Below are 23,519 nucleotides of genomic sequence, written 5' to 3' on the forward strand. Positions count from 1 at the left end.
AACACCTCTTCCACCGGAAGAAGTCGCCTTTCACCCCAGGAGCACCCTCAGCGCCGCATGACGGGACATCTCAGCATTCACCGCCGCCGCGGGCACGTCCTCCCACAGCGTCACCCCGCCGTCGCCCCAGACTCCCGCCACGCGGCCGCCGTGCAGCACGACCGGGGAGATCCAGCCGCCCGCCCGGCTCACCTCGGTGCGCCGCCCGCGCGGCACGATCTCGGGCGCCGTCGTGCCGCTGCCGAGGACGTAGGCGTCGAACGCGCCCAGCAGGCGCACGGTCTCGCCCGGCTCGATGGCGAGCAGCTCCTCGGCGTGCGCGGCGAGCATGACGCGGCGCTCGCCCTCCACGTCGACCTCGGTCAGCTCGCCCTCCAGCGCGGCGAACCAGCTTCGTACCACGGGCCTGCGCGTGGTGCCCCGGCTGAGCCAGACCTTGTCGAACAGCTCGGGTGTGGTCGGGCCGTACGCGCCGAGGAAGGCGCGCAGGACCGTGCTGGCGGGGTCGGCGACCTTGGGCAGCCACCGCGCCGAGGTGAACGTCACGCGGTTGCCCTTCGGCGGGCCGAAGCAGAGGACGCCCCACCAGGCGAGCGGTTTGAGCAGCGTGCCCCAGCCGGAACCGAGCAGCTCGGCCAGGTGCGTGGAGCCGGTGCGCCCGACGATCTCGGCGGTCAGCTCCTCGCGGGTGAGCACGGCGTCGCCCGCGAGCGCCTCGGCGGCGGCGGCCGCGATCGCCTCCAGGTCGGCCGGTGTCGCGCCGAACGACCGCTGCCAGCTCGCCCTCTCCCAGTTGCGGTGCGCGGAGGACAGCTCCAGGTAGGCGGCGGCCTCGTCGGCGGGCAGCAGGTGGAGGGTGCCGCGCATCGCCCAGGTCTTGACGAGCGTGCGGCCGGCGAGGGCGGCGGAGACGGCGCCCGGCTCCGGGTCGGCCTGCCGCAGCGCGACGGTCAGTTCGGCGGCCGAGGCCACCTGTGCCTGGACTCCGGCCAGCCGGCGGGTCACCTCGACCGGTCCGCCGCCCGCGACCGGGTCGAGGAAATGCCGCCGCATCCGCCAGGTCAGCACCTGCGCCCACGTCACCGTCTCCACGCGGGCACTCTAGGGACCGCCGCCGACACAACGCGGCCACGGGCACGGCGGCGGGCCCGCGGACGCCGATCCGCACCGAGAGCGTCCCCTATCCGGACACGCAGACCGCGCCCGTGCGCCTGTGGGCTGCTCGCGACGGCACACCGGCCGAGGTCTCGGCGATCGTCGAGGAGGTCACCGGCGGTCCCGGACGCACCTACGCCCAGTGGGCGGCGGACCACGCCGGCGACGTTCGCCGACCCGCTCCGTCAGGCGCGGCGCTGGGCGAACTCGGCGTACGCCGAGCGGACGTCCTCGCCGGTCAGCGTGGTGAGGTCGGCGGTCGTGGCCGCTGAGCCGAGGGAGGCGATCCGCAGGTCGCGGAACCCGCACGCCTTCTCGTACAGCGAGCGCACGAAGCGGCCGTTGCCCAGCTCGTCGATGCGGCCCTGCCCGCGTACCCGCTGGAAGACGCCGGCGAGGTCGTCGAGCGCGGTCTCCTCCCACGAGTCGCCGGCCGAGGCCGCCAGGCTCACCGCGATCTCCAGCAGCTCGTCGGGCGTGTAGGAGGGGAACGCGACCCGCTCGGAGAACCGCGAGGCGAGGCCGGGGTTGGAGCGCAGGAACCGGTCCATGTCGGCGTCGTAACCGGCCAGGATGACGACCAGCCGGTCGCGGTCGTCCTCGGCGCGCTTCAGCAGCGTCTGCACGGCTTCGGCACCGAACGCGTCGCCTCCGGCGTAGCCGGGGTTGACCAGGGAGTACGCCTCGTCGATGAACAGCACGCCGCCCAGCGCCGAGTCGATCACCTTGTTGGTCTTCAGCGCCGTCGAGCCCAGGTGCTCCCCCACCAGGTCGGCACGCTGCGCCTCGACCACCTCGGGCCGGGCGAGCAGGCCCAGCGCCGCGAAGATGCGGCCGAGCACGCGGGCGACCGTGGTCTTGCCGGTGCCGGGCGGCCCGGCGAAGACGAAGTGCCGCATCGGCGGATGGGTGGCCAGGCCCTGCTCCTGCCGGAGCTGCGCCACGCGCAGCTGGGCCGTGATGGCGTGCACCTGCCGTTTCACCGGTTCGAGGCCGATCATCGCGTCGAGTCCGGCGAGCGCCTCCTCCAGCGTCGGCGTCTCGGCGTAGCCGCGGTAGCGCTCGGTCACCTCGGCGAACGCGAGTTCGATGTCGGCCGCTCCGATCGTGACGAGCTCCTCGGGCGTCGGCTCGGGGGTCTCCGCGGCGCTCCGGGCCCCGTGCCGCCAGCCCCCTCCGACGATCCGCACGTCGCGGGCGCGCGCCGCCCCCTCGATCAGGGAGCGGACGAAGCGGCCGTTGCCCAGCTCGTCGACGATGCCGCGCCGGCTGACCTCCTCGAAGCGCGCCCAGAGCGTGGGCGCCGCGTCCGGGCCGAGCCGGTCGCCGCGCAGCGCGGCGTGGTATTCGGCGATCTGGAGGAGCTCGGACGGTTCGTACCGCGGAAAGCTCACCCGCGTGCCGAACCGGGATGCCAGGCCGGGGTTGGAGGACAGGAACGCGTCCATCTCGTCCTCGTAGCCGGCCAGGATGATCACGATGTTCTCGCGGTCGTCCTCGGCCCGCTTCAGCAGCGTCTGCACGGCCTCGTTGCCGAACCGGTCGGGCTGCCCGTCGGTGGCGTTGACCAGGCCGTACGCCTCGTCGATGAACAGCACGCCGCCGAGGGCACGGTCCACCAGGTCGTTGGTCTTGATGGCGGTGGCGCCCAGGTACTCGCCGACGAGGTCGGCGCGCTGTGCCTCGACGACCTCGGGCGTCGGCAGCAGCGCGAAGGCATAGAAGATCTTGGCGACGACGCGGGCGACGGTGGTCTTGCCGGTGCCCGACGGGCCGACGAACACGAAGTGCCGCATCGGCTTCTCGGCGGCGAAGCCGGCCTCCGCGCGCATCCGCGCCGCCTCGATCGACGCCGCGATGGCGCGGACCTGCCGCTTCACCGGCTCCAGGCCGATCATGCCCTCCAGCTCGGCGAGCGCCTCGTTCACCGAGATCTGGGGGACCTCCTCGACGGCGCGCCCGTGCGCCGGAGGGGGGTATTCGTCCGGCTCCTGGTAGTCCTCCTGCGCCCAGCCGGTGTCGTACGCCTCGGCCGGCACGATGCGGCGGGCCTGCCACCAGCGGTGGCACAGCACGACCAGCGCGGTCGCCCACGCCGGGGCGGCGTTCAGGGCGGGGAAGGGATGCGCGAGGGCGGCGGCCACGATCCCGGCCAGCGTCAAGGCGGCCAGGGCCGTTCGCCATGGGGCGTACGCGCGGATGCGGTGGGCGAAGAAGGCGACCGGGAGCGCGAGGGCGGCCAGGAAGACCGCCTCGTGGCCGCCCGGCGGGTAGAGGCGGCTGACCGGGAGGACGGCGGCCAGCCAGCAGATCACGATGAACGCGGTCGCCATGCCGCTGGGCGAGCGTAGGGTGAAGTCGATGACGAGCAGGATCGTGGCCGCGAAGACGACCGTCGTCAGCAGTGGCCATCCGGTGACGACGGCGACCGCCGCGGCGCCGACGACGAGCACCAGAAACGTCAGCCGCCGCACACCCGCCTGGATCTGGAAATAACGCCAGCGTGCGCGTTCGAACACATCGCGCGCGATCTGCGGGTGCGATCGGGATCTGCCGAACGGTCGCATCGCCCTCCCCTCACGCCTGCAGACGTGTATAGCGCAGATTCACCATGTAATGGCAGAACCTATTGTCTGGCGTGCCCCAATCAAGACGGTTACCGTCCGGCGACAATGGGCGGGATTCAGGGCCCGCCCGGTAGTCCCCGTCCGTAGCGAGTGGTGTCCGGGCGGCGCGCCGTGAGGCGGAGAAGGGAGCCGGCCCGGTGCGGCCGGCTCCCGGCGAAGCGGCGTCGCCCGGGCACCGCTCAGTATGACAGCGGGGCTTCGCGAGGGGTCCCGTGCCGGCTAGGCTCCGACCAGCCGGTCGGCCAGTTTCTTGTCCTTGGCGACCCGGACCAGCGCGGACGCGAGGCGAGCGAGTTCGCGGTCGCTGACGAGCTCGGCGAGGCGTTTGGGGTCGGTCGGCAGGCCGAGGCGGTCGGCGCCCTTGAGCGCGAGCGCGTCGAAGGACGGGCGCAGCCACGGCCAGACCGCCTGCGCCTCGCGGCAGAAGATCTCGGCTCCGACCGGGCCGATTCCGGGGAACTCCTGGAGGGCCTCCCGGGCCCGCTCGGCGTCCCGCCCGACCTTCTGCGGCAGCCGGCGCAGGTCACCGCCGTAGTCCTCCATCACCTTCTCGGCCATGTCGCCGAGCCGGGTGGAGGTGCTCTCGTCGTAGCGCACATAGTGCGCGCGGCCCAGCGCGTCGACGCGCTCCTGCCAGCCGAGCTTCGCCAGGCCGCGCGGCGTCCCGCCGCCGGCCTCGAACAGCTCGTGCGCCGCCGCGACCGCGATGTCCGCGTTGATGCGGGTGCTGAGCAGATTCGTCAGAACCAGGAGCTTGAAAAGGGCCGCCGGCTGGTCCTTGAGCGTGATTCCGGCGTCCTCCGCATAGGTATGGCCCGCTTCGGAGAGCAACGTCTTGGTCGTCTTGTCCATGGGCCACCTCCACTTATGGCGGGCAGGTACGCATTTCCTTACCCCGTGAAGGACCGTCTTAGTGCGGGCACGCGGACGGAGTATCGCTCCAGCAGGTCGGCGTTGCGCTCGTCGCCGCCGGGAACGTTGGCGCTCGCCCACAGCGGAAGCTCGGCGCGGTCGGCCATCCGCGCCAGCAGCAGGTTCCACAGGTACACGCAGGCCAGCGACGACAGGGCCGCCGTACGCGGCGCCCCGGCCGGGTAGGACGCGTCGCCGGGCGGGACGAGCGTGTCGATGATCAGATCGGCGACCTCGCCGAGCTTCACGCCGGCGCGGGCGGGCGCCGCCGCCATCGACGGGCCGGACACGAACGCGATCACCGGCAGGTCGTACGAGCGGGCCGCGCGGGCCAGCTCGACCGGGTAGGGGTTCGCACCGCTGTTGGAGAAGATCACCACGACGTCGCCGGCCCGGGGCGCCGCCGCCTCCATGATCGGCGCGGCCAGGCCGGAACGGCGTTCGGCCTCGGTCGCCGGCCACGCGCCGTGCAGCGGTGAGATCTCCGGCGCGTACAGCGGATGAACGCAGGCCAGGCCGCCGGCGCGGAAGAAGCCCTCCAGCACCATCGCGAGCGAGTGGCCGGACCCGCCGACGTAGACGAGGCCGCCGCCGGTCACCGCGGACAGGAGGATCTCGGCCGCCTGGTCGAGTGCGTCGGCGTTGTGCCGCTCGACGCGGTCGAGGTGTTCGTGCATCCAGTTCATGGGGGATCGGTTTACCAGGCCGCGCCGGCCTCATCCAGGACGCGACCTCATCCAGGACATTTGTCCCGCCGAAGAGTGGATCGACGGCCATGTCCGGCAGGTTCGCCGCGCCCGTAGGGTGTGCCCGTGACCGACAGTGACGGGGCGCCGGACGCGCGGGAGGACGACGCGGCGTGCGGGGATGAGCGAACGGCCCACCGCGGCGCGGGTGTCGCCGGGCGGATCGACGACGGGCCCGGCCCGTTCGGGATCTATCCGTGGCTGCTGATCGGGATCGGTGCCGTGTCGGAGGTCGTGCACGGGCGGGCGCGGCCGGTCTGGGCCTCGGCGCCGCTGCTGGGCCTGTTCGTCGTGCTGGTCCTCGCGGCGATCTGGTTCGGCTTCCGCCGCGGGCAGGGCGATCGGCTGGCGATGGGCCTGCTCGCGGCGCTGACCGTGGACGCCTTCGTGCTGAGCGGCTGGTTCGGGCACGGCATGCACATGCTGTTCGCGCTGGTCGCGATGGCCTGTGGCGTGGTGGTGCCGTGGGCGGGGCGGCCGTGGCCGGTGATCGCCGTGGGCACGCTGTCGGTGACGGCCGGCGTTGCCGCCTGGCTCAGAGGCGCGTCGCCCGGCGACGCCTTCACCGTCTGGTACAGCACGCTGATCTCCGGCTTCATCGTCTCGATCATCCTGCTGCTGTTCGGCGCGATCCGCGAGCTCCGCGAGACCCGCGAGGAGCTGGCCCGGACGGCCGTGTCCGAAGAACGGCTCCGGTTCGCCCGCGACCTGCACGACCTGCTCGGCCACACGCTGTCGGTGATGGTGATCAAGGCGCAGGCGGTGCGCAAGCTGATCCCGCGCGACCCCGGCCTGGCGGCGGACCAGGCGGCCGACATCGAGACGATCGGCCGGGACGCTCTGCGGCAGGTGCGCCTCGCCGTGAGCGGCTACCGCGGCCGTGGGCTCGCCGCCGAGATCGACGGGGCGCGTACGGCACTGCGGGACGCGGGCATCGAGCCGACCGTCCGCCAGGAGGGCACGCCGCTCCCGGAGGAGACCGGCTCGCTGCTCGGCTGGGCGGTGCGCGAGGGCGTCACCAACGTCATCCGCCACAGCGGCGCCGCCACCTGCGAGATCTCGGTGCGCCGCGGTGCGGGTACGGCCGTGCTGTCGATCCGCGACGACGGTCGCGGCGGATCCGCGGTCCCGGGCAACGGCCTGCGCGGGCTCACCGAACGCGTCGGCGGCGCCGGCGGACGGCTCCACGCCGGCCCCGATGAGCTGGGCGGGTACGTGCTCACGGTGACGGTGCCGTTGAATACGCTCCCGGTGAAGGGAGACATTTCTTGATCAAGGTACTGCTGGCCGAGGACCAGGGCATGATGCGCGGCGCGCTGGCGCTGCTGCTCGGCCTGGAGGAGGACTTCGAGGTCGTCGGCCAGGTCTCCACCGGCGACCGGATCGTGCCCACCGCACGCGAGGTCCGCCCCGACGTCGCCGTCCTCGACATCGAGATGCCCGGCCGCAGCGGCCTGGACGCCGCCGCCGACCTGCACGCCGAGCTGCCCGACTGCAAGATCCTCATCGTCACGACGTTCGGCCGCCCCGGCTACCTGCGCCGCGCGATGGAGGCGGGCGCGAGCGGCTTCCTCGTCAAGGACGGTCCGGTGGAGGACCTCGCCCGCGCGATCCGCCGGGTGCTCGCGGGCGAGCGGGTGGTCGACCCGGAGCTGGCCACGGCCGCGCTGAGCGCGGGCCCGAACCCGCTCACCGCCCGTGAGCGCGACGTGCTGACCGCCGCGGTCGACGGTTCCACCATCGCCGACATCGCCGGGCGCCTGCACCTGTCGGAGAGCACGGTCCGCAACTACCTGTCCGCGGCGATCGGCAAGACCGGCGCACGCAACCGCATCGAGGCCGTACGCACCGCGCGTCACAACGGCTGGCTCTGACCGCCCGGGACAATCGGCTGGTGTCGAACATCTTCACGGACTTCATCCGGGTCTACGCGCAGCCCGGCCGTCGCATCCATGAGGTCGAGGCGCAGTGGATCGCCTGGACGCTACTCGGCCCCGACGGCTCGTACTGGGTGCCGGTCCACATCCGGTGCGGGCCTGAGGGGAGCTACGCCGAGATCCAGTACGGCTCGGGGAAAAGTCCCGACATCGTGGACTTCTGCGAGAACCACGTTGGCTACTGGCGCTACAGCACGATCTGGGGGCGCCACTTCAACGAGGGCGGCGACCAGGATGTGATCTGGCAGGAGAACGTCAACGACGGACCGCGCCGGTTCTGCCGGTACGGCTTCGACGAGGTCCGCGTGACCACCGTCGACGGGCGACCGCCGACGCCGCCGGAGGCACCGTGGCAGCGGCGTCCCGACGGTTCCTGGCGGCTGGAGGTCGCCGGCAGCTACCGCACCGGCAACGACCGTTCCGCCGACGTCGGGCCCTGCGCCACGCCCACGACGGACCTGCAGGACCCGGACCCGGACGCCCTGCCGCTGTCCACGCCGACCACCCCGACCATCGGCGACGAGGAGACGACGGCCATCGATCCGCCCTGGCTCGCGGCTCTCACCGGCGGTGAGTCGGCCGCCTCGCTGATCGAGTATCGCTGGCGGGGCCGGCTCGTGCACCGGGCCTCGTTCCAGGTCATGGAGCGTTACTACGAGACGACCCCGGACTGGCACCACCGCAGTGCCGACCACTGGGACAACTGCCTCGACCCGGACTTCCTCCGCTTCACCGGCGCGACCGACCTGCTCGCCGCCGAGAAGACGTACGAACGCGACCGGAGGGACTGGGAGGCGGCCACCTGGTACCACCGGCGATGACCGGCCGTCAGATCAAGGAGAGCTGTCCTTCGATCTCGGGCCGGTGCTTGCGCAGGTGCCGCCACTCGGGCAGGTCGTCGAGGTAGGACCAGGACAGCCGGTGGTGCGGCGTGGGCCCGAGCCGCCGGAGCGCGTCCTGGTGCACGGGCGAGGGGTAGCCGGCGTTGGCCGCGAAGCCGTACTCCTCGTGTCCCAGCCCGGCCATCAGCGTGTCGCGGTGCACCTTGGCCAGCACGGACGCCGCCGCCACCGACACCGACCGCAGGTCGGCCTTGATCTCGGTGCGGACCGGCCACGGCCGCCCGTCGGAGGCCGCCCGGTCGCCGAGGAAGTTGTGGGCGCCGTCGAGGATCACCGCGTCCGGGCGTTCGGGCAGTGCCTCCAGCGCGCGTACGGCCGCCCGGCGCAGCGCCTCGGTCATGCCCACGTCGTCGATCTCCTCCGGGCTCGCGGCGCCGAACGCGTAGGCGGCGAGCCAGTCCTCGAGGACCTCGGCGATCGCGGCGCGGCGGCGCGGCGTGAGCATCTTGGAGTCGGTGAGGCCCTCCGGCGGGGCGTCCATGCGGGTGACGGCCGCGCAGACCACGACCGGCCCGGCCCAGGCTCCCCGGCCGACCTCGTCGACGCCCGCGACGCATGCGGCCCCGGCGGCGATCAGCTGCTCCTCGACGGCATAGCCGGGGCCGCTCGGGGCAGGCGTGTCCTCGGTTCGCGTGCCGGTCATGAAACCTCCTTCGTCGGGGGGAGTGACCACAGGGCCGTGCCTTCGATTCCCTCGCTTCGCTCGGTCATGATGGCAGGTTCACGGGTCGCGTTCGCCGTCTCGGCGCAGCGCGTCGCCTCGCCCGTCATGGGCTCCGCGGATCCGGGCGTGCAAATTCACGATCGGGCAACGGCGGACCTGACCGAGTGGACGCCGAATCGGTCCGGAGCGGATGATCTGACGGATACGTCCGCAGGAAGGATTGTCATGCGTAATCGGCCGATATACGACGTCGTCGCGCTGCTCGCCCGATGTGGTGTCGGCACGGTGTTCCTGGCCCATGGGTGGCAGAAGATCCAGGTCGGGGTGACCGCCACCGGGCGGAACCTCGACGCGATGGGCACCCCGTTGCCGACCGCCGCGGCGGTCTACTCGACGTTCGTCGAGCTGCTGGGCGGCGCGGCGCTGATCCTCGGCATCGCGCTGCCGGTCGCCGGGACGCTGCTCTTCCTCGACATGGCGGGTGCCCTGATCTTCGTGCACGCCGAGCACGGCATCTTCCTGGTGGACAACGGGAAGGTCCAGAACGGTTTCGAGCTGGTCCTCGTCCTCGGCCTGGCGTCATTGGTGTTCGCGGCCGGCGGAGGCGGGCGCGTAACGCTGGACCAGCGGCTGTTCGGCGGGCGGAGCCGTACGACGGACGAGGACGACGAGGCGCCGCCTCCCTGGCGTCCGGTTCCCGGCACGGCGGAGGAGACGCCCGTCGCGCCGCGCGCCGAGCGCGGCATCACGGCGGGCGCGTACCCCGAGCCGCCGCCGAGCGAGGACAAGCCCGCGGCCCGGCCCCGGACGGCCGCCGAGATCGTGACCGACACCTCCCGCGACGTGATCGTCGCCGGAGGGAAGAAGCCCGAGCCGTCCGCGGGCGACACGGCTCCGCTGCGGACCCGCAAGAAGCCGCCCGAGGTGTCCGCCGACACGACGTCCGCGCGGACCCGCAAGAAGCAGGCCGGGCCGTCCGGCGACGACACCGCTCCCACGCGGACCCGCAAGCGGCAGCCCAAGCCGTCCGACTCGTGACGCGTGCGGACGCCCGGCCGGCGGGCCGGGCATCCGCCGCGGCGCTCAGCGTCCGCGCAGCCGCCGGTAGCGCTCCACCAGGGTCGCGGTCGAGCCGTCCAGGTCGCCGGTGTCGGCCGCGCCGGTCAGCCGGGGCTCGAGGTTCTTGGCGAGCACCTTGCCCAGCTCGACGCCCCACTGGTCGAAGGAGTTGATCCCCCAGATCGCCCCCTGGACGAACACCTTGTGCTCGTACAGGGCGATCAGCTGGCCGAGCACCGACGGCGTCAGCTCGGTGGCCAGGATCGTGTTGGTCGGCCGGTTGCCGGGGAACGTGCGGTGCGGCACCTGCTCGGCCGGCACGCCCTCGGCGGCGACCTCCTCGGCGGTCTTGCCGAACGCCAGCGCCTGTCCCTGCGCGAAGAGGTTGGCCATCAGCAGGTCGTGCTGCCCCTTCAGCTCGTCCAGCTCGTCGATGGGCCGGGCGAAGCCGATGAGGTCGGCCGGCACGAGCTTGGTGCCCTGGTGGAGCAGCTGGTAGTAGGCGTGCTGGCCGTTGGTGCCCGGCGTGCCCCACACGACCGGACCGGTCTGCCAGGTCACCGGCCGGCCCGAACGGTCGACCGACTTGCCGTCGGACTCCATGTCGAGCTGCTGGAGGTAGTCGGTGAACCGCGACAGGTAGTGGCTGTAGGGCAGCACGGCGTAGGTCTGGGCGTCGTAGAAGTCGTCGTACCAGATGCCGAGCAGGCCGAGCAGCATCGGCAGGTTCCGCTCCGGCGGCGCCGTACGGAAGTGCTCGTCCATCAGGTGGAAACCGTCGAGCATCTCGCGGAAGCGCTCCGGGCCGATCGCGACCATCAGCGACAGGCCGATGGCCGAGTCGAAGGAGTACCGGCCGCCGACCCAGTCCCAGAAGCCGAACATGTTGGCGGTGTCGATGCCGAACTTGGCCACCTGGTCGGCGTTCGTGGAGACGGCGACGAAGTGTTTGGCCACGGCGTCCTCGCCGAGGGCCGACACCAGCCACTGCCGCGCCGAGGTGGCGTTGGTGATCGTCTCGACCGTGGTGAAGGTCTTGGAGGAGATGATGAACAGCGTCTCGGCCGGGTCGAGGTCGCGGACGGCCTCGTGCAGGTCGGCGCCGTCGACGTTGGACACGAAGCGGAACACGCGCGTCCGGTCGGTGTACGGGCGCAGCGCCTCGTACGCCATCTTCGGGCCGAGGTCGGAGCCGCCGATGCCGATGTTGACGACGTTGCGGATCGGCCTGCCGGTCGCCCCGGTCCACTCCCCCGACCGCACCTGCGCGGAGAAGGCGGCCATCCGGTCGAGGACCTCGTGCACGGCGGGCACGACGTTCTCCCCGTCCACCTCGATGACCGCGTCGCGCGGCGCGCGCAGGGCGACGTGCAGCACCGCGCGCTTCTCGGTGAAGTTGATCTTCCTCCCCGAGAACATCGCGTCGCGCAGCTCGGTCACCTTGCGGGCGGCGAGGAGCTCACGCAGCAGCCGCAGCGTCTCGTCGGTGATCCGGTTGCGCGAGTAGTCGACGTACAGGTCGCCGGCCTCCAGCGAGTACCGGCTCCCGCGCTCGGGGTCGGCGGCGAACAACTCGCGCAGCTGCAGCTCGTGCGTCTCCTCGTAGTGCCGCCGCAGCGCCCGCCACTCGTCGGTCTGGTCAAGCCGCACGCTGTCGGACATCCCTTTGCCTCCGTCTCATCTGGCTACCCGGCCATCCAATCGAACGCGCGGCGCCCGCGCGCATCGAACCCTCGTTCAGGGCACCCGGGCGGTCCACTCGTCCGTGCCGAACTTGCCGGCCACTCTCTTCTCGGCGGCGCCCAGCTCCTCTTCGGTGAGCCGGTCGCCGGTCAGCCCGTACCGGCCGCGGAAATGACCGATCATCCGGTCGATGATCTCCGACCGCGGCAGGCCGGTCTGGCGCCGCAGGGGGTCGACGCGCTTGCGCGCGCTCTTGATGCCCTTGTCCGACAGCTTCTCCCGGCCGATCCGCAGAACATCGAGCATCTTGTCCGCGTCGATGTCGTAGGACATGGTCACGTGGTGCAGGACGGCGCCCGAGCTGAGCCGCTTCTGCGCGGCTCCGGCGATCTTGCCCTGGTCGGAGGTGATGTCGTTGAGCGGCTGGTACCAGGCGCGGATGCCGAGCTCGCCGAGGGCGCCCAGCACCCAGTCGTCGAGGAACGCGTAGCTGTCGGCGAAGCTCATGCCCTGGACGAGGGTGGCCGGGGCGTACAGCGAGTAGGTGATCGTGTTGCCCGGCTCGATGAACATCGCGCCGCCGCCGCTGATCCGCCGGACCACCGTGACCCCGTGCCGGCGCGCCGCCTCGGCGTCCACCTCGTTGCGCAGCGACTGGAAGCTGCCGATCACCACCGCGGGCGCGGCCCACTCCCACACGCGCAGCGTCGGCGGCCGGCGTCCGGCGCCGACCTCCTCGGTGAGGACCTCGTCGAGCGCCATGTGCAGCGCGGGGTCCTGCGGGGGTTCGTGGACGAGCCGCCAGTCGTAGTCGCGCCAGTCGCTCGCGTCGGTCAGCGCCCGGCGTACGGCGATGCCCACGGCCTCGGCGGAGAACCCGAGCATCATCGTGCCCGGCGGCAGCTGCGCGTCGATGCGGGCGGCGATGTCGCGGGCCTCCAGGTGGGCGGGCAGGCCGTTCAGCGCCGTGGTGATCCGTTCCAGGGCGTGGTCGGGTTCGAGGAAGAAGTCGCCGCTGACCAGCGCGTGCCGCAGCCGGCCGTCCTCGAGGTCGAAGTCGACGACCACGAGCTTGCCTCCGGGCACCTTGTACTCACCGTGCATGTCGGTATCCCCGCTCCGTGTGCTGGCGTCCCCGTGACGCGATCACCTCAACCCCTCCGGCGCGTCCGCGATTCCATCGATCGGTCCGTCGTGGATAATCCGGCTCCGATCGGACCGCATAGACTCCGAGCATGACCGCGAGCGCCCCGAGCCGGACCGTCGTCGACCTGTCCTTCCTGTTCTCCCAGGCCAGCCACGTGCTCGAAACGCAGATGGCGGCGGCCTTCACCGAGATCGGCATCACACCGCGCGAGTACTGCGTGCTGTTCCACGCCCAGGAGGCCGAGCGCACCCAGATCCAGCTCGCCAAGATCTCCGACCTGGACAAGACCACGATGGTGGTGACCGTCGACGAGCTGGAGAAGGCCGGGCTCGCCGAGCGCCGGCCGTCGAGCACCGACCGGCGGGCGCGGATCATCGCGGTGACCGAGGCGGGCGAACGCGCCGTCGCCGCCGGGATGAAGATCGCCGACCGGGTGCACCGTGAGGTGCTCGACGCGATCCCCGACGAGCAGCGCGAGGTGTTCCTGAACGCGCTGACCGGGCTGGTCACGGGCCATCTGTCCACGCCCGTGGAGAGCGAGCAGCCGGTGCGGCGGACGCGCCAGAAGAAAATTTAGATCCACTCGGGATCGTCTACTTCAAAACTATCTGTTACGGTCTCTCCTGTCGCCCACGCGAACAGGAGCCGTTCTCGATGTCTCGCCCCTCCCGTACCGCCGCACTCGTCGCGCTCTGCGCCGCGATGCTGATGATCGTTCTCGACGGCAGCATCGTCACCGTCGCTCTCCCCGCGATCCAGAGTGACCTGCGCTTCTCCGCCTCGAACCTCACCTGGACCGTCAACTCGTACATGATCGCCTTCGGCGGTCTCCTGCTGCTGGCGGGACGCCTCGGCGACCTCGTCGGGCGTAAGCGGATGTTCGTCGCGGGCCTGGCGGTCTTCACCGTCGCGTCCCTGCTCTGCGGCGTGTCCACCGGCCAGGACATGCTCATCGCCGCCCGGTTCGTCCAGGGCGTGGGCGGGGCGATGACCTCGGCGGTCAGCCTCGGCATGATCGTGACGCACTTCCCCGAGCCGCGTGAACGTGGCCGGGCGATCGGCGCCTACGCCTTCGTCGGCGCCGCGGGCGCGTCGATCGGCCAGGTGCTCGGCGGGGTCCTCACCGAGGCCGTGAGCTGGCACTGGATCTTCTTCATCAACCTGCCGATCGGCGCCGCCGCCGCGCTCCTGGCCGTACGGGTGCTGGAGCCCGACCAGGGCCTCGGCCTCCGCGCGGGAGCCGACCTGCCCGGCGCCCTGCTGGTGACCGCCGGACTGATGCTCGGCGTCTACACGATCGTGGAGACGAGCCGGTACGGCTGGGGCTCCGCGCACACGCTCGGCTACGGCGCGCTCGCGCTCATGCTGCTCGCCGGGTTCGTCGTACGGCAGGCCACGGCGGCGGCGCCTCTCCTGCCCCTCGAGATCTTCCGGTCGCGGACCGTCGCGGGCGCCAACGCCGTCCAGGTCCTGATGGTCTCGGCGCTGTTCGGGTTCCAGATCCTCATCGCCCTCTACCTGCAGCAGGTACGCGGCTACGGGGCGGCGGGGACCGGGCTGGCCATGCTGCCGGCCGCCCTGGCGATCGCGACCGTCTCGCTGGTCCTGTCCGCGCGGCTCAACGCGCGCTTCGGCGAGCACCGCGTGCTGCTCGCCGGGATCGCCCTGCTGGTCGTCGGCATCGGGCTGCTCACCCGCCTGCCCGTCCACGCCGGCTACGCCGTGGACCTGCTGCCCACGATGCTGCTGGCGGGCGGCTTCGGCCTGGCGACCTCCGCGCTCACGACCCTGGGCATGTCCGGCGCGGGCGCCGGCGACGCGGGCCTCGTCTCGGGGCTGTTCAACACCTCCCAGCAGGTCGGCGGGGCGCTCGGCGTGGCGGTGCTGTCCACGTTCGCGGCGGCGCGCACGCGAGGGCTGACCGGCGCCGGGCACGACCGCGCCACGGCCCTGACCGGCGGCTTCCACGTGGCGTTCGGCATCGGCGCCGGCCTGCTGGTCGCCGCGCTCGTCCTCACGGCCGCGGTCCTGCGGCGGCCCCCGGTTCCGGTCGCGGAGGAGCAGGCGCGGCCCGAAGAGGCCCCGGCGCCCTCCCCCGCCGCCTGAGAGACCGTCGGGAGGCCTGGCCCGCCGCGCGGCGGGCCAGGCCTCCCGACGGTTCCGCGCCGGTTTCGGGGTGAGCGCTCATCCGGACAGGGCGTTCAACTCGCCATAGTCCAGAGCGTCGGCGAGTTCGTCGTACGTGCCGCTCGACAGCACCTGGCGTGCGGCGCGCCGCACGACCGCGTAGGCCGCCTGGGCGATCGAGGACCCCAGGCTGATCCGCGAGACGCCGAGTTCCGCCAGCGTCGCGACGTCGGGCGCGCCCGGCCCGGCCATCACGTTCAGGGGCAGCGTCGTCCCCTCGGCGAGCGCGGCCACGGTCCCGGCGTCGGTCACGCCCGGGACGAAGATCCCGCTCGCGCCCGCGTCGGCGTAGGCCGCCGCGCGGATCAGCGTGTCGCGCAGGCGGGTGTCCGGGTCGCCGACGCCCCGGAGATAGGTGTCGATGCGGGCGTTGAGGAAGAGCGGAACGTCCGCGGCGTCGGCGGCCCGGCGGGCGGCCGCGATGCGTTCGGCCTGCTCGGCGAGGTCGCGCAGCGTCGCCGGGCCGGCGGCGTCCTCGAGGTTGACTCCCACGGCCCCGGCCGCGAGCACCCCCTCGACCGTCTTCGCCACTCCGTCGGGCGTGTCGGAGTAGCCGCCCTCGACATCGGCGCTCACCGGGACGTCGACGGCGGCGGCGACCCGGGCGATGAGGCCGACGGCCCGGTCCCGCCCCAGGGCGTCGCCGTCGGGGGCGCCCAGGCTCCAGGCGACCCCGGCGCTCGTGGTGGCGACCGCCCGGGCGCCGGCGTCCGCCACGAGGCGGGCGCTGACGGCGTCCCAGGCGTTGGGCAGGACCAGGAGCCCGTCGTGCAGCGCGTGGAAGAGCTCGGCCCTGGCCTTGATGTCAGATGTCATGAGGGCAGTCCACCAGCCGTACACCGGCGATATCCGGCGGGAATCCGACATCGACGTCCGATCCGGCCTCGCGCGGCTCCCGGCGCCTCAGCCGCCGGTTTCGAGCGCCGCCTCGATCTCCAGGACGATCTGAACCTTCTCCGAGACGAAGACACCGCCGCCGGGGACGGGGCTGTTGAAGCTGACCCCGAAGTCCATCCGGTTGATCTCCCCGGTGGCGGTGAAGCCGGCGCGCGTGCCGCCCTCGTTCATCGGGTCGGGACCGAACCCGTTGACCTCCAGCGTGAGCGGCACCGGGCGGGTCACGCCCTTGAGGGTGAGCTCGCCGTCCAGCACCAGGTCGTCGCCGTCGCGCCGGATCCCGGTCGAGCGATACGTCATGGTCGGGTACTTCTCGACGTCGAAGAAGTCGGCGGAACGGATGTGGGCGTCCCGCTGCTCGTTGCTCGTGTCGATGGACGCCAGGTCGATCGTCGCGGTCACGCTGGACTCCAGCGGGTTCTCCGCGGTGACGACCCGGCCCTCGAAGCTCGTGAAGTGGCCGCGCACCTTACTCACCATCACGTGCCGGACGACGAAGCCCACGTCCGAGTGGACGGGGTCGACCGTCCACGTGCCGGCCACATATCCGGGAATCTCCACCAGCTCGACCGTCATCGTCTCTCCCGATTATGAAAAGTGCTTTGGTTACGTTTCGAGAAATGGTTCCTGACTGGAACTGGATCTATCCTGGGACGACCCGCCAGACCGCACAAGAAGGCATGTTTTTCTGCCTCAGGCACCTGGAGATAACCATGGCCCGACCTGCCGCGGCACAGACTCACGCACCGGAACCCCCGCCGTCGGTCACCTGTCAGGCACGCGACATCCTCGGCCGGATCGGCGACAAGTGGTCCCTCTACGTGGTCTTCGTGCTCGGCGAGCGAACACTGCGGTTCACCGAGCTCAAGCGCGGCGTCGAGGGCATCAGCCAGCGCATGCTGACCGTCACCCTGCGCGGCCTCGAACGCGACGGCATCGTGTCCCGGACCGTGTACCCGGTCGTGCCGCCGCGCGTGGAGTACGCCCTGACCCCGATGGGGCGCACCCTGCTCGACACGGTGGGCACGCTCGTGCGCTGGGCCGATGACCACGTCGCGCAGATCGAGCGCGCCCGCACGGCCTACGACACGCGGGAGGCGTAGCGCAGGCGTCCGGGCGCGCCTGAGCGGTAACACTCCTGGTCATGGGGGACGAAACGCCACTGTGGCTGTTCGGGGACCAGCTCGGCCGGCACTTCCACGCGACGCCGGAGAACCGGGGCCGGGAGGTGCTGCTGATCGAGTCGGAGGCCGCGCTGGCGCGGCGGCCCTTCCACCGGCAGAAGCTGCACCTGGTCCTGTCGGCGATGCGGCACCTCGCCGGGGAACTCGGTGACCGGGCGACGCTGGTCCGGGCGCGCACGTACCGGGAGGGCCTGGCGCGGTTCGGGCGGCCGGTCGTCGTGCACGAACCCGGCTCCCACGCCGCGGAACGGCTGGTCGCGGGCCTGATCGAGGAGGGGCGGGTCGAGGCCGAGCTGCCCACGCCGGGATTCATCCGGTCGAGGAGGGACTTCGCCGCCTGGGCGGACGGGCGGGGACGCCTGGTGATGGAGGACTTCTACCGGGACCAGCGGCGCCGGTTCGCGATTCTGGTGGAGCCCGACGGCGACCCGGTCGGCGGGACGTGGAACCTCGACCGCGACAACCGTGAGCCGCCGCCGCACCGGGCCGCCCTCGGCGTGCCGAGGGCCTACCGGCCGCGCGAGGACGAGGTCGACCGGGGCGTACGAGACGACCTGGACCGGCTGCTGCGCGCCGGGCGGATCCGCCCGGTCGGCGTGGACGGGCCGCGGCTGTTCGCCGCCACCCACGACGAGGCGCGGCGGGCGCTGCGGAGGTTCCTCACGACGCGGCTCGCCTCGTTCGGACCGCACCAGGACGCGATGCTCGCCGGCGACTGGACGATGTCGCACGCCCTCCTCTCGGCGCCGCTGAACCTCGGCCTGCTCGACCCGCTCGCGGTCGTCCGCGAGGCCGAGGCCCGCCTGCGGAGCGGCGAGGCGCCGTTGAACAGCGTGGAGGGGTTCGTCCGGCAGATCCTGGGCTGGCGGGAGTGGATCTGGCACCTGTACTGGTACCTGGGGCCGTCCTACCTCGGCCGCAACGCGCTGGACGCGCGCACCCCGCTGCCGGACTGGTGGCGGCGGCTGGACCCGTCCCGGGTGAGCGCCCGCTGCCTGCGCACGGCGCTGGCCGGGGTACGCGACCGCGCGTACGCCCATCACATCCAGCGGCTGATGGTGCTGGGCAACTTCGCCCTGCAGCGCGGCTTCGCGCCGCGCGCGCTCACCGAGTGGTTCGCCACCGCCTTCGTCGACGGCCACCCGTGGGTCATGCCGGCGAACGTCATCGGCATGAGCCAGTACGCGGACGGCGGCGTCGCGGCGACCAAGCCGTACGCCGCCGGGGGCGCGTACATCAACGCGATGAGCGACTACTGCCGGGACTGCCGGTACGACCCGCGGATCCGGCTCGGGCCGGACGCCTGCCCCTTCACCGCGGGTTACTGGGCCTGGCTGGACCGCAACGCGACCCGGCTGGCGGGGAACCGCCGCATGTCCCGGCCGCTGAGCGGGCTGCGCCGCCTCGCCGACCGCGAGGCCGTCGTCGAGCAGGAAGAGCACCGGAGGCGCTACTGAGAAATCGCGCCCGGCACTTTTTCTCCGGTTCTCCGGCCGATGGTCGCCGTCGTTTCAGGCCGCGGGAACGCCGTCCGCGGCATTGACATCTTTGTGGAACCGCTTGTGAATGTAGAGCCGCTCGCCGAGCGACTCACAGCGCCGCCGTACTTGACGACTTGACCTCAATATTGGTTGAGGTTTCAGGATGGTGGCCTCATCGACGACGGGGAGGGATCTGTGGGCACCATCAGTGTCGGCGCGCGGCCCGCGAGACGGGTGAGCCCGCCGGTGACGGCGGTCACCGTGCTGCTCGGCGTCCTCGCGCTGGCCATGTCGATCGCGGGCACCGCCGTGGCGGTCCCCCGCATCGGCGACGACCTGGAAGTGTCGGGGCCGGCCCTGCAGTGGGTGGTCGCCGGATACAACCTGACGTTCGCCGCGTGCACGCTCGTGTGCGGCTCGCTGGCCGACCTGTTCGGCCGCCGCCGCGTCTTCACGCTCGGCGCGGCCCTGTTCACGGTGGCCGCGCTGGCCGGCGCGGTCGCGAACGGCATCTGGCTGCTGGACGCGGCACGGCTGCTGGCCGGCGCGGGGGCCGCGGGGATGATGGCCGCGGGTGGGGCGATCCTGGCCTCAACGTTCGACGGTGCCGCGCGCACCCGTGCGTTCGCCGGAATGGGCACCATGGCGGGCGTCGGCATCGCGATCGGCCCGAGCCTGTCCGGCTGGATGATCGGCGGGTTCGGCTGGCGCGGCACGTTCGGCGCCTACGTGGTCGTCGGCCTGCTGGTCCTGGCGGGCAGCCGGTTCGCTCCCGAGTCGCGGGCCGGGGAGCGCCCCCACGTGGACAGCGCGGGGATCACCACGTTCGTCGGCGGGCTCGCCGCACTCATGTTCGGCGTCATGCGAGGCCCGGAGCAGGGCTGGAGCGCCGCGCCGGTGCTGGTCGCGCTGGTCGCGGGAGCCGTCCTTCTGGTGGCCTTCGGCGTGGTGGAAGGCCGCGGCGGCCACCCGGTGCTGGACCTGACGCTGATCCGGAACCTCCCCTTCATGGGCTGGTGCCTGGGCACCCTGGCGACCTCGATCGGATTCGTCGGTGTGCTGGTCTTCCTGCCCACCTACCTGCAAGGCGTGGACGGAGTGCCGGCGAGCGAGGCGGGCGTGACGATGCTCATGCTGACCGCGCCGGTCCTGGTCGTTCCGCCGCTGGGCGGCTGGCTGGTGACCCGCGGCGTGCCCGGCCGGGCTCTGATCACGGTGGCGCTGGGCCTGGTCGCGGCGGGCAACGCCTGGCTGACCGTGCTGCATCCCGGCATCGGCACGGCCGGGCTGCTCGGCCCGCTGTCGCTGATCGGTGTCGGGATGGGCCTGTCGTTCGGAATCACCGACGGCCAGGCCATGAACATCGTCGAATCCGCCCGTGCCGGGACGGCGGCGGGCTTCCTCAACACCGTGCGCGGTGCGGCCGAGGCCCTGGTCATCGCCGTGTTCGGAGCGGTGCTGGTCAGCCTCATCCAGGACGAGACCGGATCGTCGGCCGCGGCGGCGCGGATCGCGGCGGGCGAGGTCGCCCCCGCGGAACGCGCCGCCTTCACCGACGCCTGGCACTCCGCCCTCAGCGGCGTCGCCCTGGTCACCGCCCTGTGCGCCGTCGTCGTCTTCGTCCTGCTCCGGCCACGCCGCGCCTCCGCGTGACCGGTGGCGAAGCCGAACGCGGCGGGTGCGGGCATGCTGCCGGCACCCGCCGGGTGCGTTCCGCCGCTCGCGGCGGAACGCACCAGGTCACGCCTTGGCGATGATCGCCTCGGTCAGGCCGCGCGGGACCTCGGCGTAGGAGTCGAACTGCATCGAGTGGCTCCCCCGGCCCGAGGTCCGGCTGCGCAGATCACTGACGTAACCGAACATCTCCGACAGCGGCACCAGTGCCCGGATCAGGCGGGCGCCGGCCCGCTCGTCCATGGCCTGGATGTGGCCGCGGCGTGCGTTCAGGTCGCCGATGACCTCGCCCATCGCGCTGTCGGGCGCGATGACCTCGACCGCCATCACCGGTTCCAGGAGCACGGGTGCCGCCTGGCGGGCGGCCTCGCGGAACGCGTGGTACCCGGCCTGCCGGAACGCGAGCTCGGAGGAGTCCTGCTCGTGGAAGGCGCCGTCGAGAAGCGTGACGCGTACGCCCGTCATCTCATGCCCGGCCACGATGCCGGCCTGCATCGCGTCCTGGCAGCCGGCGTCCACCGACGGGATGAACTCCTTCGGGATGCGGCCCCCGGTGACCTTGTTCACGAACTCATAGCCGTCCGCGATCGGTTCGATCGAGATCTGCACCTTGGCGAACTGTCCCCTGCCTCCTGTCTGTTTCCGATGCGTGTGGCCGACCTGCGCGACCGGTCTGCGGATGGTCTCCCGGTAGGCGACCCGGGGGCGGCCGAGCTCGGCCCGTACCCCGAGGTCCCGCGCCATCCGGTCGACGAGGATCGACAGGTGCAACTCGCCCATCCCGCCGATGACGGTCTGGCCGGTCTCCCGGTCGGTGCGCACCCTGAAGGACGGGTCCTCCGCGGCGAGCCGCTGGAGCGCCGGCAGCAGCCGCTCCTCGTCCGCCCTGGACGTGGGGCGCACGGCCGCCTCGATGACGGGTTCCGGCAGGTCCATGGACTCCAGGACCACCGGGCGCCGGTCGTCGCACAGCGTGTCGCCGGTCGTGGTGGCCTTCAGCCCCATGAGGACGACGATGTCGCCGGCGCCCGCCGAGTCCAGCTCCTGCCGCCTGGCCCCGTACATCCGGAAGATCCGGCCGATCCGTTCCTTCCGGCCGCTCGCGGAGTTGAGCACCGTCGCGCCCGGTTCCAGCCGGCCGGAGTAGATCCGGACGAACGCCAGCGCGCCGAGGTGCCGATCGGTCACGATCTTGAACGCCAGGGCGGCCAGCGGCTCGTCGTCGGACGGCGCGATGCGGCCGCCTCGCTCGTCGTCGAGGACCTCGACGTCGAGCGGTGACGGCAGATAGCGCACGACCGCGTCGAGCAGGGGCTGGACGCCCTTGTTCTTGAACGCGGTGCCGCACAGCACCGGCGTGACCGTGACGCCCGCCGACGTGCCGGAGGCGATGGTGACCCGCCGGATCGCCGCGTGCAGGCGCTCCTCGGACGGCTCCCGCCCTTCGGCGTACAGCCGCATCATCTCCTCGTCGTGCTCGGCGACCGTCTCCAGTAGCCGGTCGCGCCACTCTCCGGCGGCCCCGGCGTACGCGGCCGGGATGTCGATGACCTCGTACGCCTCACCGAGGCGGGCCTCGGCGTGCCAGACGCAGGCCTTCATGCGGACCAGGTCGACGACACCGGTGAAGCCGGCCTCGGCCCCGATCGGCAACTGCACGACCAGCGGCACCGCCCCGAGCCGGTCGGCGATCATGTCGACACAGGCCGGGAAGTCGGCTCCCGCGCGGTCGAGCTTGTTGACGAAGCAGATCCGCGGCACGCCGTACCGGTCGGCCTGGCGCCAGACGGTCTCGGACTGCGGCTCCACGCCCGCGACCCCGTCGAACACCGCCACGGCGCCGTCGAGCACCCGCAGGCAGCGCTCCACCTCGACGGTGAAGTCGACGTGGCCCGGAGTGTCGATGATGGTGACGGCGTGCTCGGCGCCGTCGACCGTCCAGTGACAGGTGGTCGCGGCGGACGTGATCGTGATGCCGTGTTCGCGCTCCTGTTCGGTGTGGTCCATCAGCGTGTCGCCGTCGTGGACCTCGCCGATCCGGTACGAGACGCCGGTGTAGTACAGAATCCGCTCGGTGGTCGTCGTCTTGCCCGCATCGATGTGGGCCATGATCCCGATGTTGCGGACCGCGGCCAGATCCAGACGAGTCGTGGCGGCCATGGGCTTCGATCCTTTCTACGCTCGATGGGTGAACGACGACCGGTCGTACCAGCGCCCAAGTATCAGGGCGCGGCTCTCACCGGCGCACGCCATTTTCCGGCCTCGGCGAGGACCCGCCCGCGGAGAAGCCGTCGCCGTCGTGACCCGCGCTCCGCTCTGCGACGGGTCTCAGGGCCGCTGCTTCCGGTAACGGCCGGGGGCGAGCCCGAACGCTCGTTTGAAGGCGCCCGCGAACGCGTACTCCGAGCCGTAGCCGACCCGTGCCGCCACGGCGCTCAGCGGCAGGTCGGAGTCGCGCAGCAACCCGGCGGCGAGAGTCATCCGCCACCAGGTCAGGTAGCCCAGCGGCGGCCTGCCGACCAGCGCGGTGAACCGCCGGGAGAAGGCCGCGCGGGACATCCCCGCCCGGGCCCCGAGCTCCTCGACCGTCCACGGCCGGGCCGGATCGTCGTGGAGCGCGTTCAGGGCCGCCACGATGCGTGGATCGCGTAGCGCCGCGGTCCAGCCGGCCGCGTGTTCCTCCGGCTGCTCGTCGAGCCAGCCGCGCACCATGTAGACCAGTAGCGCGTCGAGCAGCGACGGCAGGACGGCGTCCGCTCCCGGACGGCGCCGTTCGAGTTCGGTGCCGAGCAGGTCGATCGCGGCGCGCAACGACGGATGGCACCCGACGCGGGCCGGCAGGTGGATGATCTGCGGAAGCTCGTCCAGCAGAGGGTGCCGGCGGGTCCCGTCGACCAGGTAGGCGCCGCAGAGCAGCACGACGGAGTCGCCGTGGCCGTCCAGCGAGACCTGGTCCTCGACGTCGGCCAGCGAGGTGACCGGAGGATCGGCCGGCGGATCGGTGAAGCCGTCGGCGAGCTCGTGGGCGCTCCCGTGCGGCAGCAGCACCGCGTCGCCCGTACCGAGCATGATCGGCGGGCCCACGCCGGAGGTCAGCCGGCACGCTCCCCGCAGGACCACGTGGAAGCCCGCTCCCGCGAACGACGAGTGGCGTACGGCCCACCGGCCGCGCCTTCCGGTGCGCGCCGAGTGCGGCCTTCCCGACCGCATCGCGGTGATCGCGTCACTGAGCACGTCCATGAAAGTCACCGTAACGCCGATGAT

The 23,519-nt window shown here is 72.2% G+C and carries 20 protein-coding genes; 9 read left to right on the forward strand and 11 right to left on the reverse strand.

From position 1 onward, the window contains the following. Positions 1–30: 30 nt before the first annotated feature. From OG417_RS41010 to OG417_RS41025, 4 genes are all read right to left on the reverse strand, one after another. On the reverse strand, positions 31–1,092 hold the full coding sequence (locus tag OG417_RS41010; RefSeq protein ID WP_329240772.1) for a DNA glycosylase AlkZ-like family protein: 1,062 nt from the start codon (positions 1,090–1,092) through the stop codon (positions 31–33). A 248-nt stretch (positions 1,093–1,340) separates the two neighbouring features. Continuing rightward, on the reverse strand, positions 1,341–3,722 hold the full coding sequence (locus OG417_RS41015) for an AAA family ATPase (protein WP_329240775.1): 2,382 nt from the start codon (positions 3,720–3,722) through the stop codon (positions 1,341–1,343). A gap of 279 nt (positions 3,723–4,001) precedes the next feature. Next, positions 4,002–4,634, reverse strand: coding sequence for an endonuclease (locus OG417_RS41020; protein ID WP_329240778.1), 633 nt, complete (start codon positions 4,632–4,634; stop codon positions 4,002–4,004). 38 nt (positions 4,635–4,672) lie between these two features. Next, on the reverse strand, positions 4,673–5,380 hold the full coding sequence (locus OG417_RS41025) for a sugar isomerase domain-containing protein (RefSeq protein ID WP_329240781.1): 708 nt from the start codon (positions 5,378–5,380) through the stop codon (positions 4,673–4,675). Positions 5,381–5,506: 126 nt separating this feature from the next. On the opposite strand from OG417_RS41025, the gene OG417_RS41030 reads away from it, so the two are divergent. From OG417_RS41030 to OG417_RS41040, 3 genes are read left to right on the forward strand one after another with little or no spacing between them, the layout of a single operon-like run. After that, positions 5,507–6,712 carry a sensor histidine kinase gene (locus tag OG417_RS41030; protein WP_329240784.1) on the forward strand — a complete coding sequence of 402 codons (1,206 nt, stop codon included), beginning with the start codon at positions 5,507–5,509 and terminating at the stop codon, positions 6,710–6,712. Continuing rightward, on the forward strand, positions 6,709–7,314 hold the full coding sequence (locus OG417_RS41035) for a response regulator transcription factor (protein WP_329240787.1): 606 nt from the start codon (positions 6,709–6,711) through the stop codon (positions 7,312–7,314). The genes OG417_RS41030 and OG417_RS41035 overlap by 4 nt, the downstream gene beginning before the upstream one ends. Positions 7,315–7,334: 20 nt before the next feature. Beyond that, positions 7,335–8,198 (forward strand): hypothetical protein, encoded by an 864-nt coding sequence (locus OG417_RS41040; protein WP_329240790.1) that lies wholly within the window; start codon positions 7,335–7,337, stop codon positions 8,196–8,198. Positions 8,199–8,205: 7 nt separating this feature from the next. Here OG417_RS41040 and OG417_RS41045 read toward each other — a convergent pair whose 3' ends face one another. Next, entirely contained in the window at positions 8,206–8,922 is a 717-nt protein-coding gene (locus OG417_RS41045) for a ribonuclease HII (protein ID WP_329240794.1), read from the reverse strand. A gap of 246 nt (positions 8,923–9,168) precedes the next feature. Between OG417_RS41045 and OG417_RS41050 the strand changes: the two genes are divergently transcribed. Next, positions 9,169–9,981: a DoxX family protein gene (locus tag OG417_RS41050; protein WP_329240798.1), complete on the forward strand. Its 813-nt coding sequence runs from the start codon at positions 9,169–9,171 to the stop codon at positions 9,979–9,981. Between the two features lie 45 nt (positions 9,982–10,026). On the opposite strand, the gene pgi is transcribed toward OG417_RS41050, so the two are convergent. After that, on the reverse strand, positions 10,027–11,664 hold the full coding sequence (gene pgi, locus OG417_RS41055) for a glucose-6-phosphate isomerase (RefSeq protein ID WP_329240801.1): 1,638 nt from the start codon (positions 11,662–11,664) through the stop codon (positions 10,027–10,029). Positions 11,665–11,739: 75 nt separating this feature from the next. Then, positions 11,740–12,789 carry a lipoate--protein ligase family protein gene (locus OG417_RS41060; RefSeq protein WP_329240804.1) on the reverse strand — a complete coding sequence of 350 codons (1,050 nt, stop codon included), beginning with the start codon at positions 12,787–12,789 and terminating at the stop codon, positions 11,740–11,742. Positions 12,790–12,920: 131 nt separating this feature from the next. On the opposite strand from OG417_RS41060, the gene OG417_RS41065 reads away from it, so the two are divergent. Both OG417_RS41065 and OG417_RS41070 read left to right on the forward strand, forming a co-directional pair. Further along, positions 12,921–13,409, forward strand: a complete 489-nt coding sequence (locus OG417_RS41065; protein WP_329240807.1) for a MarR family winged helix-turn-helix transcriptional regulator — start codon at positions 12,921–12,923, stop codon at positions 13,407–13,409. Positions 13,410–13,486: 77 nt separating this feature from the next. Further along, positions 13,487–14,938 (forward strand): DHA2 family efflux MFS transporter permease subunit, encoded by a 1,452-nt coding sequence (locus tag OG417_RS41070; protein ID WP_329240809.1) that lies wholly within the window; start codon positions 13,487–13,489, stop codon positions 14,936–14,938. A 78-nt stretch (positions 14,939–15,016) separates the two neighbouring features. Here the strand turns inward: OG417_RS41070 and OG417_RS41075 are convergent, their stop codons facing one another. Continuing rightward, positions 15,017–15,835 (reverse strand): isocitrate lyase/PEP mutase family protein, encoded by an 819-nt coding sequence (locus tag OG417_RS41075; protein ID WP_329240812.1) that lies wholly within the window; start codon positions 15,833–15,835, stop codon positions 15,017–15,019. A gap of 87 nt (positions 15,836–15,922) precedes the next feature. Then, positions 15,923–16,492: a YceI family protein gene (locus tag OG417_RS41080; protein WP_329240815.1), complete on the reverse strand. Its 570-nt coding sequence runs from the start codon at positions 16,490–16,492 to the stop codon at positions 15,923–15,925. A 137-nt stretch (positions 16,493–16,629) separates the two neighbouring features. On the opposite strand from OG417_RS41080, the gene OG417_RS41085 reads away from it, so the two are divergent. The 3 genes from OG417_RS41085 to OG417_RS41095 all read left to right on the forward strand — a co-directional run bounded on the left by OG417_RS41085 (position 16,630) and on the right by OG417_RS41095 (position 20,234). Next, positions 16,630–17,019, forward strand: coding sequence for a winged helix-turn-helix transcriptional regulator (locus OG417_RS41085; RefSeq protein WP_329240819.1), 390 nt, complete (start codon positions 16,630–16,632; stop codon positions 17,017–17,019). 41 nt (positions 17,020–17,060) lie between these two features. Then, the gene (locus tag OG417_RS41090; protein ID WP_329240823.1) at positions 17,061–18,557 is read left to right on the forward strand and encodes a cryptochrome/photolyase family protein; all 1,497 of its coding nucleotides are present in this window, start codon (positions 17,061–17,063) and stop codon (positions 18,555–18,557) included. 219 nt (positions 18,558–18,776) lie between these two features. Then, positions 18,777–20,234: an MFS transporter gene (locus tag OG417_RS41095; RefSeq protein WP_329240825.1), complete on the forward strand. Its 1,458-nt coding sequence runs from the start codon at positions 18,777–18,779 to the stop codon at positions 20,232–20,234. Positions 20,235–20,321: 87 nt separating this feature from the next. Here OG417_RS41095 and fusA read toward each other — a convergent pair whose 3' ends face one another. Together fusA and OG417_RS41105 are read right to left on the reverse strand one after the other, a co-directional pair. Beyond that, the gene (gene fusA, locus OG417_RS41100) at positions 20,322–22,415 is read right to left on the reverse strand and encodes an elongation factor G (protein WP_329240828.1); all 2,094 of its coding nucleotides are present in this window, start codon (positions 22,413–22,415) and stop codon (positions 20,322–20,324) included. A 168-nt stretch (positions 22,416–22,583) separates the two neighbouring features. Next, positions 22,584–23,495 carry an AraC family transcriptional regulator gene (locus OG417_RS41105; protein WP_329240832.1) on the reverse strand — a complete coding sequence of 304 codons (912 nt, stop codon included), beginning with the start codon at positions 23,493–23,495 and terminating at the stop codon, positions 22,584–22,586. Between the last annotated feature and the right edge of the window lie 24 nt (positions 23,496–23,519).

The organism is Actinoallomurus sp. NBC_01490, assembly GCF_036227085.1.
Taxonomy (GTDB): domain Bacteria; phylum Actinomycetota; class Actinomycetes; order Streptosporangiales; family Streptosporangiaceae; genus Actinoallomurus; species Actinoallomurus oryzae.

Coding starts and splice junctions, on each gene's coding strand:
- OG417_RS41060 (WP_329240804.1), bottom strand. CDS start 12,789: ATGCACGGTGAGTACAAGGTGCCCGGAGGCAAGCTCGTGGTCGTCGAC.
- OG417_RS41105 (WP_329240832.1), bottom strand. CDS start 23,495: ATGGACGTGCTCAGTGACGCGATCACCGCGATGCGGTCGGGAAGGCCG.
- pgi (WP_329240801.1), bottom strand. CDS start 11,664: ATGTCCGACAGCGTGCGGCTTGACCAGACCGACGAGTGGCGGGCGCTG.
- OG417_RS41080 (WP_329240815.1), bottom strand. CDS start 16,492: ATGACGGTCGAGCTGGTGGAGATTCCCGGATATGTGGCCGGCACGTGG.
- OG417_RS41045 (WP_329240794.1), bottom strand. CDS start 8,922: ATGACCGGCACGCGAACCGAGGACACGCCTGCCCCGAGCGGCCCCGGC.
- OG417_RS41020 (WP_329240778.1), bottom strand. CDS start 4,634: ATGGACAAGACGACCAAGACGTTGCTCTCCGAAGCGGGCCATACCTAT.
- OG417_RS41015 (WP_329240775.1), bottom strand. CDS start 3,722: ATGCGACCGTTCGGCAGATCCCGATCGCACCCGCAGATCGCGCGCGAT.
- OG417_RS41085 (WP_329240819.1), top strand. CDS start 16,630: ATGGCCCGACCTGCCGCGGCACAGACTCACGCACCGGAACCCCCGCCG.
- OG417_RS41090 (WP_329240823.1), top strand. CDS start 17,061: ATGGGGGACGAAACGCCACTGTGGCTGTTCGGGGACCAGCTCGGCCGG.
- OG417_RS41075 (WP_329240812.1), bottom strand. CDS start 15,835: ATGACATCTGACATCAAGGCCAGGGCCGAGCTCTTCCACGCGCTGCAC.
- OG417_RS41050 (WP_329240798.1), top strand. CDS start 9,169: ATGCGTAATCGGCCGATATACGACGTCGTCGCGCTGCTCGCCCGATGT.
- fusA (WP_329240828.1), bottom strand. CDS start 22,415: ATGGCCGCCACGACTCGTCTGGATCTGGCCGCGGTCCGCAACATCGGG.
- OG417_RS41070 (WP_329240809.1), top strand. CDS start 13,487: ATGTCTCGCCCCTCCCGTACCGCCGCACTCGTCGCGCTCTGCGCCGCG.
- OG417_RS41025 (WP_329240781.1), bottom strand. CDS start 5,380: ATGAACTGGATGCACGAACACCTCGACCGCGTCGAGCGGCACAACGCC.
- OG417_RS41065 (WP_329240807.1), top strand. CDS start 12,921: ATGACCGCGAGCGCCCCGAGCCGGACCGTCGTCGACCTGTCCTTCCTG.